General features: G+C 40.7%; 7 protein-coding genes. All 7 read right to left on the bottom strand.

The window, feature by feature from the left end:
* Positions 1 to 111: 111 nt before the first annotated feature.
* The 7 genes from R2S57_RS13595 to R2S57_RS13565 all read right to left on the bottom strand — a co-directional run bounded on the left by R2S57_RS13595 (position 112) and on the right by R2S57_RS13565 (position 13196).
* Complete coding sequence (locus R2S57_RS13595) at positions 112 to 1614, bottom strand: alpha-L-fucosidase (RefSeq protein ID WP_316845495.1); 1503 nt, start codon at positions 1612 to 1614, stop codon at positions 112 to 114.
* Positions 1615 to 1764: 150 nt separating this feature from the next.
* Entirely contained in the window at positions 1765 to 3192 is a 1428-nt protein-coding gene (locus R2S57_RS13590; RefSeq protein WP_316845494.1) for a hypothetical protein, read from the bottom strand.
* A 176-nt stretch (positions 3193 to 3368) separates the two neighbouring features.
* Positions 3369 to 3656 carry a hypothetical protein gene (locus R2S57_RS13585; protein WP_316845493.1) on the bottom strand — a complete coding sequence of 96 codons (288 nt, stop codon included), beginning with the start codon at positions 3654 to 3656 and terminating at the stop codon, positions 3369 to 3371.
* Positions 3657 to 3701: 45 nt separating this feature from the next.
* Positions 3702 to 5447, bottom strand: a complete 1746-nt coding sequence (locus tag R2S57_RS13580; protein WP_316845492.1) for a RagB/SusD family nutrient uptake outer membrane protein — start codon at positions 5445 to 5447, stop codon at positions 3702 to 3704.
* Between the two features lie 11 nt (positions 5448 to 5458).
* The gene (locus tag R2S57_RS13575) at positions 5459 to 8548 is read right to left on the bottom strand and encodes a TonB-dependent receptor (protein ID WP_316845491.1); all 3090 of its coding nucleotides are present in this window, start codon (positions 8546 to 8548) and stop codon (positions 5459 to 5461) included.
* Positions 8549 to 8651: 103 nt separating this feature from the next.
* A complete protein-coding gene (locus tag R2S57_RS13570; RefSeq protein ID WP_316845490.1) occupies positions 8652 to 10283 on the bottom strand; it encodes a RagB/SusD family nutrient uptake outer membrane protein in 1632 nt (543 codons plus the stop codon).
* A gap of 6 nt (positions 10284 to 10289) precedes the next feature.
* On the bottom strand, positions 10290 to 13196 hold the full coding sequence (locus tag R2S57_RS13565; protein ID WP_316845489.1) for a SusC/RagA family TonB-linked outer membrane protein: 2907 nt from the start codon (positions 13194 to 13196) through the stop codon (positions 10290 to 10292).
* Between the last annotated feature and the right edge of the window lie 326 nt (positions 13197 to 13522).

Below are 13522 nucleotides of genomic sequence, written 5' to 3'. Positions count from 1 at the left end.
CTTCGTGCCTCGCAATGACGGAGTTATTTAGGCGATTTTATCGCCATTAAACTTCTCATTTTGCATTACAAATGCAATTCTCATCCTCGTTTCAAACAAGGACTATCTCACCTACATCTTCGCATCCATCAGTTTTGCCGATTTCACTTTAGGCGCAACCAGTTTCATCTTGATCACAAATGCCCTATTGGCCTGGAAATCTTTTGGAAGTGTTACATCGTAGTAAGTATTTTTGTCCAGGTCCAATCCAATATCAGACTGTTTTAGCAGTAAAGTTTTCCCTCCAACTAATAGCATAGCATTGCCGGGAACTTCTTTTGCATTTTTAGGTACCCCAATTCGGACAATATTATTTACAGGTCTGTTAAAAACGGTCAAATATAGATTGTCCTCTTTTTGTGTAAAATAGCCCAATTTTGATGGCGTTAAGGCTGCATGGCGCACGCCATATACCGCCTCAGCGTTTAGTTTCATCCATTCGCCAATTTCTTTTGCAATTTTATCTTCTTCAGGATGCATATTGCCATTGCCATCCGGACCGAAATTCAACACAAAATTGCCATTCATCGATACCGAATGCATTAACATGTCCAATAGATCATCGGTAGTTTTGGTATAAATTCCCGACCAATCTTTCATATACCCCCAGCCATTTGGCGGAATCGTCATCACGGCATCCCAATCGTTACCGTTTAGCCATTCAAATTCTGCAGGCAGTTTACGCTCCCAACCCTGTTCGTAATCGCCTAAAATATTGCCGTTTGAATCAAAATGACGTGATCCGTGTTCATCATTACGAAAACGTGAACCGATAATTAGTCCAGGATGTTTCTCACGGAGTTCTTTCTCCAGGTTATAGGTAAATTCATAGGCGCTTTTCCACGAAGCATCCCAGGTTCCATCGAACCAGAATCCTTTAATTTTAGGATAATTCTCCAACTGCTCTAACAGCTGATTTCGGGTGTATTGCAGAAATTTATCAAATTTTGCTTTCTCCTCATCTGTTTTAGGGGCTTTGCCCATATAGTTCGGATTATTCCACTCTAAAACAGAAAAATACAGGTACACATCAATACCTTCAGCGGTATAGGCATCTACAATCTGTTTTACAATATCTTTTTTGTAAGGTGATGCAGAGATATTATAATCTGAATATTTTGTTGGCCACATGGCAAAACCATCGTGGTGTTTGGTAGTAAAAATAACATACTTTGCGCCCATTTCCTTTGCTTGTTTGGCCCAGCGTTTGGCATCGAAGTTTTTAGGGTTAAACTGTTTGTACAGATTATCATAAGTGTTTGACCAGTCTTTCGGCGCCGTTGGCCCGCCCCAGGATCTAATCCACTCTGAAGCAGCTGCACCTCCTCTTGCACTTACGCCATTCCACTCGTTCCCTGCAATGGAATAAATACCCCAATGGATAAACTGGCCTAAACCATAGCTACGAAAAGCTTGCATATCTGCATCTGTACGGTGTGGCGGGGTCAGGCTTCCATATTTAACTTCTACCTCTTTGGCTGGCTTACTTTTCGGTCCGGTCCATTGTGCATCTGCATGGTTTGCAATAACGGTTACAGCCATTGTTAAACATACATACCTCAATATATTTTTCATATTCAAATTAATCTTCCGTTTTGTTGCAATACTGTTTGCCCAAATAACAGCCGGGCAAACAGTACAAATAACAGACTTTAAAAAAGTGTTTTTCTCATTTTCATTTCATGACTTGAAATGTTAGCACAAGTCTGTTTAAAAATATAATAATTAAAGGGCAATTACTTTTATTGATGATGCCTTATCATTAAAAGTAGAAACATAAGTGCTTGATGAGGTTAATTCAATGCTGCTTCCGGTAAAGTTATCTCCATCATACATCAATACTTTCAGCCCTAGTCCTACATTAACAGATGAGACATCGTTATTGCTAATGCCGCGGCTGATCAGATCAGCTGTTGTATATTGACCAACGGGTAGCGATACTCCGTAACCACCATAACTGGCATTCTGGTAAAATTTAGCAGAACCGTTTGCTCCAATTTGCGGCACGCCATTTAAAAAAGAGAAAGAATAGGTTTTACTTACATTACCCCCATTTTTCAATAACAGTTTCACCCTGATGTTGTAAGCTTCGTTGTTTTTATAATAAAGTTCGCTAAATGGAATCGTTGCAGAAATGGTATTTCCTGTGCCTGGGTTCGATCTCCATGCAACTGCATTATAATCAGCATCGCTAGTGCCCAAATCTGGGTCCATGTAAATTAAAATATCATTTACATCTTTATTGCTTGTAAATGAGCCGGTAACATTAAAAGACTGGTTAGCCGCGTTATAAGCAAACTGGGCATTAATGGTGGTGGTAGCAGCTTCATAAGGGATCTCAGTTGGTAAAGGATTTTGGAACACTTCGTTACGGTTAAGGATAGCCGCATCCACTTCTGTTAAAAATGTTGGCTGACCTTTACTAAAAGTTACGTTTCCATTTCCCATTAGCGAAGTACCCAAAGTAGGCTGCTCTGAAGCATATTTAGCATGATCGTGTGGTAGATTTAAACCGTGACCGAGTTCGTGCAACATACCACCCAATAAGTTTGAACTGGCATTAGGTATCTTATCAACAGCCATATTTGAATTATCGGTAGCAAAACAGTTTTTACCATAACCATAAAACGGCTGATCGAAACTACCATCAGTTCGCTGTGGTAACAAGATCAGGGTGTGGCTCGAATTTGAGAACTCTGAAGTATGTGTAGCTTTGTAAGCCGCCACTTCGTTCAGGATTTTAGTCGCCGAAATACTGGCATCATAAGGATAAGCCGCCTGTCCGAATTGTGCAGGTATTTCAATAAATTTCACCAATCCTGTCGAATCTACTTTAGGCAAGCCCATATATTTATCATAACCATACCGTAACATTTCGGTATGGAACCAGCCCTGAAAGTGGACGAGCAAGGTTGTTAGTCGGGTTTTGTAATCGGCAAGCGCCGGATTATCCGTTGGCACAAACATTACAATGTTCAGGTTTTTGGTATTGGTTACAAAAGTCGGCGGCGTGGTGCCCGTTAATGCCAGCGTTTTGGGCTTTGTGCTTACCGTTTCTGGTTCTGAAACTACTGCTTTTTTACAAGCGCTCATTAAAAAGCCACTCGAAATCATCAAAAGCAAAGCAAAGCAAAGTTGTTTTTTGTTTTTCATTGTTTAAAGATTTAAGGTTAATTTTTATTGGTTAACTGGTTAATTGTTGATATTGGTTAACTGAAGCCAAAGGAACCGCATGGATAACTGCACATGAACTCCTCAATACCCCTTCTTCTTTGATCAGCCAATTTTTCTCAGGAATCGACTTTGGACTACCGACTAAGGACTTCAGACTAAAATGTAACTTTCAACACACGCCCCACCTTTCCTCCACTCATCTGTAATCCTTCCGGCACCGAAATCCGCAGCCCCTTGTGGTCTTGTTTCCATTCTAGCTTTTCATTTGTTTCCTCCAATAGCACATCCTTCACCAGTAACTGATCGCCAGACAATGAGATAATAATTAATTCACCGAACTCGGTTTCATTCAAAAAAATCTGTAGTTCGTCATCTTTTCCCGAATAGAATATAATGGGTTCGAGTGTTTTGATATTGGTGATGGGGTTCATTAAATTGTTCATTGCTGATTGATCATTGGTTATTAAAATTCACGACTTAAGCCACTTTTACCATCCCGGATTTTGAATCAGCACTGCACTCTTGTTAATTTCTGATTGCGGAATAGGGAAATAATACATCTGAGGATTGGTAAATTTCCTGGTTTCAAAAGAAAAGCGGGCTCCGGTAACAGTAGATCCGCTACGTGTCCAACGCATCCCATTGGCCGGACCATTTATTAAAGTTTCTGCCAGTTTCCACCTTTTGATATCAAAGAATCTAATTGCTTCTTCATAGGTTAATTCTACCCTTCTCTCATTGCGGATTACTTCTCTCATTTGCGCTTTGCTTAGCTGCGAGGGCAATTGGAATGGCATTAAACCAGCTCTTTCCCTGACCTGCTCAACAGCTTGGTATACTTCTGTGCTCGGCCCGCTAAATTCGTTAAGTGCTTCTGCGTAATTCAGTAATATTTCGGCATATCTGATGGCCACCAAACCGATATTATTGGATATACCAAAATTGCCCCCTGAACCTTCGTGACAAAATTTTCGGTATAAATACCCTGTTTTAGTAGAGCCAGATGTACCTAAGCCATCGCCAGGTGCATTGGCGTACAAATTCACTACGGTTTTGGTGTTTGTGGTATTGTTTAACCATAAGCTGCCATCGTATAAAATAGAATAGTAAAAACGAGGATCTCTGTCTTTATACATATCTGCTTCTACATAACCCGAACCTGTTTCATTGATATTTTTACCATTTTTCATGGGATAGGTATCTACCAGTTCCTGGGTGGGATAAGAATAAGCTTGCCCGCCGCGTGAAACCGGAAGCAGAAAACCTTCATACCATCTGTTTGTCGATTTCATTACCTGGAAAATATGCTCGGGGGTATTTCTCGTAATCATCATCTGATAATATCCATAACCAGGGGCAGTTGTATTGTCTTTTACCAAACTGTATATCCCCATATCCATTACCGCCTTTGCTGCGTCGGCAGCCAGTTTCCACCTATTGTTATCTAAATTATCGTAACCCGCAAGATTTTTATTGACACCTGTACCTGGGTTTTGACCGTTAAAAAGAGGACTGGCAGCCAAAAGCAAAACTTTCGATTTTAAACCCAATGCGGCACCTTTTGTGGGCCGTCCGAAATCTTCAATCTGTGTGGTTAAGGGCAAGGCTGCGCAGGCATCTAATTCGCTAACAACATAATTTACCGTTTCGGCAAATGTAGATCTGGCTAAACCAAAATCGTCGGTTATGGCGTACACCTTATCGCCAATAACCGGCACACCACTGTAATTACGTAGCAAATGCCAGTAATAATATGCCCTTAAAAACCTGGCTTCTAATTTTAAAGTTGCTCTTCTGCCAGCCGAAATCGGAGATCTGTCTACATTCGCCAGAAAAACATTTACCCGCCTGATATTATTGTAACAATTATTCCAATGGTTCTTAAAGCGGCTAAAATCGGCCTGACTTTGAAATGTTGCCGAATTAAAGGCGGGTGCTATTTGTGCGGTAGCACCGTTCCATACAATATCCGAATCGTCTGAGGCATCGCTGTACGACCACAAACCTCCGCCCGTTAAACCATTGTCGAGGTAATAGGTCCCGGCCAAACCGGTATAGATACCCGTTAAAAACCGAAATGTTAACAAACTATCTGCAAATACAGTTTCTTCGTTAAGCTGCCCTACATCAGTTTTATCCAAAAAACTATTGCTATCCGTTTTTTTGCAGGCAACAACACTTATTGCTAATAAGCCAATTAATGTTAAAGTTTTTATATAATTTATATTTTTCATCTGTTTATATATTAGAATGTTACCTGTAAGCCAAGGTTTACAATTTTCTGTTGAGGATAGGAAGAATAGGCCTCTACCGTTCCTGTAGCGTTTATAGACTCGGGATCTACATCGTAAATTTTGAGGTTAAACCATGTAATCAGGTTTGCTGCGTTTGCATAAATACGGGCATTTGATAATCCGATTTTACTGACCAGTTTGTTGCTAAAGTTATAGCCCAGCTCTACATTTTTGAGCCGGATATAATCTGTTGGGCGTAACCAAAAGGTAGACTGGTCAAAGTTGGCACCGCCTAAACGTGGTAATTCTGCAGTTTCCTTAGTTTCAGGCGTCCATCTCTTTAAGTGTATTTCGGATGGCGTACCATTAGTAGTTCCTATCTGAAACATGGTAGAAGCACTTAAACTTCCTTTTGCAGCACCCTGAAAAAGCACGGAAACATCAAATCCCTTGTAGCTTGTGCCTAATGAAAACCCATAGTTGATCTGCGGAATATTCGGATTGCCAATCGGGCCAATATCTCCCTGATCAATCTTTCCGTCGTTGTTGATATCGGCATACTTCAAATCACCTGGCTTAACTGTCCGGCCAACAGATGTAGGACTATTCGCGATATCGGCCTCATCATTGTAGAAACCTATGTTGGTATACCCGTAAATCTGTCCAATTGGCCGCCCTGTGCGCATCAACAGCGGATTACCCTGATTATAAGGCTCATCACGGTAAATTATTTTATTTTTATAGATGGAAATGTTTCCTTTAATAAAATAAGAGAAGTTCTCTGAGAGTTTATTCTGGTATGACAGGTCGAGCTCAAAACCCTTATTGTTTACAATACCCAAATTTACCGGAGGCAGGGAAATGCCCGAGAAATTAGGAACAGTTTCCCTGACTGTTAAAATATCGTACCTTTTATGGTTAAAATAATCGAAGGTGATCCCCAGTTTACTGTTCAGCAATTTAATGTCGGTACCAATATCAAACTTTCGCTCCTGCTCCCATCTTACGTCTTCATTTGCCAGGGCACCGGGGGTAATGCCATACTGTAAGGTATTATTATCGCCAAACCAATAAGAGTTTGCCGCCGTTGCCGGGGCATTATAGATTTCTTCGTAGATATAGCGGTAAGTATTCGGAAAATCATCAGAACCAACAGTACCCAGGGAGCCCCTGAATTTCATATAGTTGATAAAAGGAAGTGCCTTTTTAAAGAAAGGCTCTTCACTAATGTTCCAGCCTGCACTTACTGCCGGGAATAAGCCATTGCGTTTACTAGCTTTAAACCTGTCGGTACCGTTATACGCACCATTCAGCTCGAATATGTACCTCGATTTGTAATTGTAACCAAGCCTTGCAGAATATCCTCTAAAATTTGCAGGAATATTCGCACCAGAAATATCAGTTAACTGGTTATACACAAGAAGACCATACAAATTGTGGTTTCCAAGCTGGCGGTTATAATCTAAAATACCCTGTGCATTGACCTTACGAACGGGATAGTTAGAGGTATTGGCATCAAATGTGGTTGTTGCGGTGAGCGGCTCCAACCTGCTTAGCTCAGGAAAAACAGGGTCTAAAACATCCGATCCGGGCAGATACGCATAAGTAGGAAAACGTCCTCTGGTTAACGACCGGTTAAACTCCACATTATTGGTATAGGCCAGAATTGCCCTTACAGCAAGACCCTTCGTTACGAAATCTAAATTTTGATTGGCCTTTAAGTTTAAGTTAAGGTTATTACTGTAATTCCTGTTGTAACCCGCATATTGCAAAATACCAACCGGATTTAAGGTTGCTGATTTCCTGCCTCCATAACTCCCGTCTTCATTTTTTACAGGGTAATTCCATGGATTTAAAAGTCCGCTGCTTAATCTCCGCCAAATGGAAATGGCACCACCGGCCAATACATCGGGCAGGTTTGGCTGGTTAATTTCATTAAATCTGGCCGAAAGATCCAGTTTTAGGGTTAATGTTTTAGTTACATTCAAATCCACATTCGATCTGATATTGTATCTTTTTAAATAATAGTTACTGTTAAAGTTTTCGTCCTTTTGTATATTTTTTAAAATACCGTCCTGATTAACATTGCCAAGTGCCACGAAATATTTTAAATTTTGAGTACCGCCAGTGATGTCGATATTATTACTTTGCTGCAACGCGTTTTTACGCATTACCTCATCGTACCATTGTACACTCGGGTAACGGTACGGATCGTCGCCCAATTTAAAATGGTTTAACGCTTCCTCAGTAACCAGACCTGGATAGGCCAGATTAGGATCTCTGCCCTCATTTACCTCCATCTCTTTCAATAAGATTAAGGCATTATACGAGTCGAGTGGTTTTCTTCTTAGGGTTGGTGTTTGCAGACCAAAATCGCTTCTAAATGTAATTTTTGGAGCTGAAATTGTGCCTCTTCGGGTGGTAATTGCGATTACGCCGTTAGCGCCCTTTATCCCATATATAGCCGTTGATGAAGCATCTTTTAAAATGGAAACCGTTTCGATCTCGTTAGAATTTAACTGACTTAACTGTTCGTAAGGGTATTCTACATCATCTACAATTACCAATGGCCTGTTTGACGCGCCTGTATAGGTACTCACCCCACGGATGTAAATGTTAGCGGCATCGGCCCCAGGCTGACCGCTGGTTTGCTGTTGGAACAAACCCGGTAGCCTTCCCGCCAGTGCGTTTTGAAAACTTGCGGCCGGGCTCTGTCTTAATTCTTTACCCGAAACGGTACTGGTTGCACCGGCATTGGTGATTTTCTTTTGTGGCGTAAAACCCACTACAACCACTTCGTTTAAATTTGAATTGTCTTCTTCTAAAACAATGTTTAAAGGTTGACTGGTAATGGTGACTACTTTTGTGATATAACCAACAGAGCTTATAATCAGTTTGGTACTGTTTGCACCCACTTTTATGCTAAAAGCGCCGCTGGTATTGGTGATCACTATGTTTTTTGGATTTTCTTGTTCCGTTACTGTTGTAGCGATCAGTGTTGTACCCTTATCATCGGCCACAACACCCCGTACAACTTTGGTTTGGGCGTAAACTAAATTAGTGAACAGCACAAGCAATAGTATATTCAGTATTTTTTTCATCTGTATATAGTTTCTTTTAATCGGCATGAAGCCATCCTGATTTTCGTTTCAACTTGTAATCTGAAAAACGGTATGATTCATTATTTTATATTTATACCCGTTACTAGTTAGACCATCCTGGATTTTGAACTATTTTATTATTGGCTAATATTTCGGCCTGTGGTATAGGATACCAATACATCTTAGCATCGAAAACAGCATTTGCAGCATTGAAATAAGTATAGGTGAAGACTGTTCCGTTTTTGGTAATCTGCACTCCCCTAACCGGTTTGTTTAATTCGGTTTCAGCCAACTTCCATCTTCTCAGGTCCCAGGTTCTGTGCTCTTCAAAAGCCAGTTCTATACGGCGTTCATTCTGAATTATTTTACGCAATTCATCTTTGCCAAGCGTAAGCGACAAACCGTAAAGGTTATTGGAGCCAGGAAGAATGCCTGCTCTTTTCCTGATTAAAACCAAATTGTTAATGATATCGGCAACCGCTCCACCAGATTCGTTTAGTGCTTCGGCATGGTTTAATAAAATTTCAGCATACCTTAATAAAATGACATGATGGGCCTGATTGGTGTAGGTGCTGGAAGTTTCAAATTTCCCCATAAATTTCCTCAGGTAATACCCGGTCCTGGTTTGTGTTCTGTTCCCTCCCGGCTTATCCTGTCCACCTTCAAAGGTTTCTACAGGCCTTCCCAGCCAATTTTTGCCATTGTGCATAATGGTAGCTGTTAACCTCGGGTCTCTGTTTAAGTATGGGTTATTCGGATCATAAGTAGATCCAGGGTCTGAAATCGCTTTTCCATCCAGCATTAAAAATGCATCAACCAGGTTTTGCGACGGACTGGTTAAGCCAACACCCTGCAAATAGCCAATCGGGCCATTGTTGATTTCGATATTGGTATTTAAAGCATTTTGTTTAATAAAAATAAACTCGGTGTTTTTAGTGGCATTAAAATTGGCAACCCAATCGCTTACCAGGGTATAACCCAATGCTTTCACCTCGGCTGCTGCCTGCGCGGCAAGCGTCCATTTCTGTATATTATTTGTGGGATTGCTTAATGGACTGGCAGCATATAACAGCACTCTCGATTTTAAGGCCATTGCGGCTCCGATATTAGCCCTGCCCCAATCTCCATCCGTAATGGCATAAGGCAATAATGAACTTTTTATGGCATCAAGTTCGGATACGATATAAGCATAACATTCGTCGAGTGTATTTCTAGGGATATTGATATCGTCGCTGATGGTAAATACCTTGTCGCCAATTAAAGGCACCCCGCCCCATCGTTTAACCAGCTCAAAATAAAAATAGGCCCTCAAAAATCTTGCTTCGGCTTTAAACTGAGTTTTTAAAACTGCAGTTGTGGGTACTACATCTACTTTGCTTAAAAAAAGATTGGCCCTTCTGATACCCAGGTAATTTTTGCTCCAAACATCATCAGGAAGGCTTGTAGAGGATATTCTACCCGTGCGGTAATATTCTGCCTGGGTTCCTATTCTCGATGGTACTGCATCGTCTGTTCCGGCATCTAAAAAGCTGCCATCTATCCTGTTATACCAATCAGGCAGCAACAGATAGGTTCCGTTTAAAAATTGTTTTGCATAATCAGCATTCTTATCAAGCGGATCAAAAATTAAGTCGCCGGTGATGCGGTCTAAAGGTTCTGCCTCAAATTTTTTCGAACAGCCAAATGCAAATAACAGGCATATTATAGCGAAGTATTTTTTATAATTATTCATCATCACGATTTAAAACTGAAGGTTAACACCAAAATTGAATATCCGCTGATTGGGTACATTTCCAATCAACACTTCGGGATCTACCCCGTCTAAAGTTGTAGCGGTTAGCAGGTTAAGACCATTGGCAAATACCCTGATATTGCTAAAGCCGATTACTTTGATCAGGTTGCCGGGTAAGCTATAGCCTATTTCTACATTTCTTAATCTTAAATAGCTGCCGTTTTTAACCCAGAAAGAAGAAACCTGGCTGTTATTGGGATTATTGCCAACACTTAACCGTGGATATTCTGCCTGCGAAGCGGTAGCAGGTGTCCACCTTAACAAACTGTTTTCTAGGGCCTGCCCATATCCGCCAGCGGCACCGGTTGATGCGAAATTGATGAAGTTGAAATACACATTTCTATTTGCAGTGCCATTTAAGGTGAATGAAAAGTCTAATCCTTTATAATTAAACCCTCCGGTTACACCGTAAAAGAAAAGCGGCTTGGTACTGCCGATGGCAGTCATATCGTACGTATTGATGATCCCATCGTTATTTAAATCTTTATACTTTAAATCACCGGGAACCGGAAGGTAGCCGTCAACCTTTGGCCCGTTGCTAATTTCAGCTGTGTTGTTGTAAAAACCATCAGCCACATAACCAAAAGTTTGTCCTACGGGCTGTCCGGTTCTATATTCGTAACTGTTTTTCCTAAAAGGCTCATCGTTAAAAATTACTTTGCTTGCGCTCCAAGAGCCATTTGCGGAAATAAAATACTTGAAGCTGTTGATTTGATTTTGATATCCAAGCGCAAGTTCAACACCCGAGTATTGGTTTTTTCCAATATTTTCTGACGGTAAAACAGCTCCAATTACAGCACTTGCATTTGTTCTTCTGCTTTGCAACAGATCATAATAACTGTTCTTATAATAATCGGCGGTAAACCATACTTTATCCTTTAAAATTGACGCGTCGAGGCCAACATTGAATTTCTTTGCTTTCTCCCAGGTAATATTTGGATTGGCCAACGGCCCTTCATCTTTTGTACTTGAACTGGTTAGCGGATTTCTACTGTAAAATGTATCGCCATTATCGAAGTTTTGCAGGTATTGGAAGTATCCGGCAGCCGCATTTGTAGCGGTTAAGCCATAAGAGGCCCTTATTTTTAGCGCATTAATTGTGTTTTTTAAATTGGCAAAGAACCTTTCATTGGCGATGTTCCAGCCCAAACCAACTGATGGAAAGAAGCCCCATTGGTCTCCAGCTTTATAACGGTCGTAGCCCATGTACGAAGTGGCCAGTTCCAATAAATACTTATTATCGTAATCGTAATTGAACCTTGCCCCCAGCGACTGGTTAACCTGCGATAAGGCGCCACCCAAAACGTAACTGTCTCTGATATATAACAGCTGTGCTTTAAAAGTATTTTTATCTATTGTTTTATCATAACCCAAATCGAAACGGGAAAATATTTGTTGGTTTAAATCTGTGGGCGAAGAACTATTCGATTGTGTACCATCGCCACCTATTGTTTTATAGCTGGTTTGGTTTGTAGCAGGGTTTACTACCGGAGAATACACGGCAAAGGATTTACTTCTGTTGATGTTTTCGTTATAGTAGGAATTGAAAGATACTGCGCCACTTGCATACAAACCCGGCAAAAAGGTATCGAGCTTTTGCATTAATGATACATCAGCCCCCAAATTTCTGTTTACCGATGGCCTGTATCCCGATTTTATAGACATCCCATACAGGTTATTCTGAAACTCTGTATTTCCTCCAAGCGATCCATTTTCGTTAAATTTCGGATAGGCATTATTAGGTGTAGTTAACAATGAGCTGTAAATGCTGGCAATGGTAGATCCTGGCTGGTTGCTGTTCCTTATTCTTCCAAATAAACTTAAACTGAGCGTTGTACTCTTCGTTAAATCCACATCGATGTTGCTTCTGAAGGAATACCGTTTGAAACTATTGTTCGTTTCATACGTATTGATGGAAGGATCAGTAACTAAAAAACCACTCTGGCTCAGATAGTCGAGGTCTACAAAATACCTTACTTTATTGCTTCCGCCTCTTAAGTTGAGGTTTTGCCTGCTTACAGGTGCGGATGCCTTTAAAATTTCGTCAGTCCAGTTTACATTGGGGTGCGTAAACGGATTTGTACCGTTTTTATACTTATCCAAATCAGCTGCCGTATAAATGGGCTGCCGTCCGTCGTTTGCCAGCGCTTCGTTAAATAAGGTCGCATAATTAAATGCATCTAAAAATTTAGGCCGGTCTATTTGTTGTTGAATACCATACTGACTGGTAAAAGTAATTTGCTTAGGCATATTTGCGCCGCGTTTGGTTGTGATCAGCAACATACCGTCAGCGGCCTTCATGCCGTATAGTGCAGTCCCCAGTGCATCTTTAATTACCGATATACTTTCTATCTGTTCGGGATCGATGCTTAGGTACGAGCGTGGTACACCATCAATCACCACCAATGGCGTTCTTCCTCTTAATGATATAGCAGGCTCGTCAGACCCCAACTGGAAATTATTTTGAACCACATACAAACCTGGCAGTTTCCCGTATAACATTAAGCCAACCTGTGGCGTAGGAAAACTCTTCAGCTCCTCTCCGCTTACGGTAGCCGAAGACTGGATTTTTTTTACATTTTTCTGCGTCCCAAATAAAACAGGGACATCAAAATCTGGCAAAGTTACCGTAATAGAATTCCTGAGTTTGGTTCTCAACGAATCCCTCATTTTCGATAATGAATCGTTGGGAAGTACTTTACTATTTTGTTTGGCCGGCAGTGGTACCTGAAATTCCATACCTTTTAAAGAATGGCTAAGGTTTCTGAATGCCAAAACATCAACACTGTTTGTTAAAAATAATAGCACTCCAAACAGTGTTGTCCGTTTTATAATCGAAGTATAAGTTCCGTTCATTTAAAATAATTTATTTTGTTTATGATTTTAGCGATGCAGGAAGCGCATCGTTCCATGCTGAGCGAAGGTTTTATTCATCCGTCATCCGCATAGCAAGAATTATTTCTGCATACCTTTATTTGTAAGCAGCTGCTCACATTTAATTTACTCGTGTAATAAACTGGATCTATGCCTTAAGCATAGGCATCAGAAATTTTGATTCGATTCCTGCAAATCGTAAACAGAAACAGCGGGTATATGCAAAGGGGCATCATACCAAATGGGTTGGGATTAAATTTCATGGTTTGGTTATCTGGTTGGTTAGTTGATTTGGTTTAGTCAATTTA

Origin of the sequence: Pedobacter psychrodurus (assembly GCF_032678585.1) — a bacterium.
GTDB lineage: Bacteria > Bacteroidota > Bacteroidia > Sphingobacteriales > Sphingobacteriaceae > Pedobacter > Pedobacter psychrodurus_A.
The sequence above is the reverse complement of the archived record's forward strand: the minus strand, read 5'-3'. Positions and strand labels throughout refer to the sequence as shown.

Excerpts from the sequence above, each read along its gene's own strand:
- R2S57_RS13565 (WP_316845489.1), bottom strand. The coding sequence starts at position 13,196 with ATGAACGGAACTTATACTTCGATTATAAAACGGACAACACTGTTTGGA.
- R2S57_RS13580 (WP_316845492.1), bottom strand. The coding sequence starts at position 5,447 with ATGAAAAATATAAATTATATAAAAACTTTAACATTAATTGGCTTATTA.
- R2S57_RS13585 (WP_316845493.1), bottom strand. The coding sequence starts at position 3,656 with ATGAACAATTTAATGAACCCCATCACCAATATCAAAACACTCGAACCC.
- R2S57_RS13570 (WP_316845490.1), bottom strand. The coding sequence starts at position 10,283 with ATGATGAATAATTATAAAAAATACTTCGCTATAATATGCCTGTTATTT.
- R2S57_RS13575 (WP_316845491.1), bottom strand. The coding sequence starts at position 8,548 with ATGAAAAAAATACTGAATATACTATTGCTTGTGCTGTTCACTAATTTA.
- R2S57_RS13590 (WP_316845494.1), bottom strand. The coding sequence starts at position 3,192 with ATGAAAAACAAAAAACAACTTTGCTTTGCTTTGCTTTTGATGATTTCG.
- R2S57_RS13595 (WP_316845495.1), bottom strand. The coding sequence starts at position 1,614 with ATGAAAAATATATTGAGGTATGTATGTTTAACAATGGCTGTAACCGTT.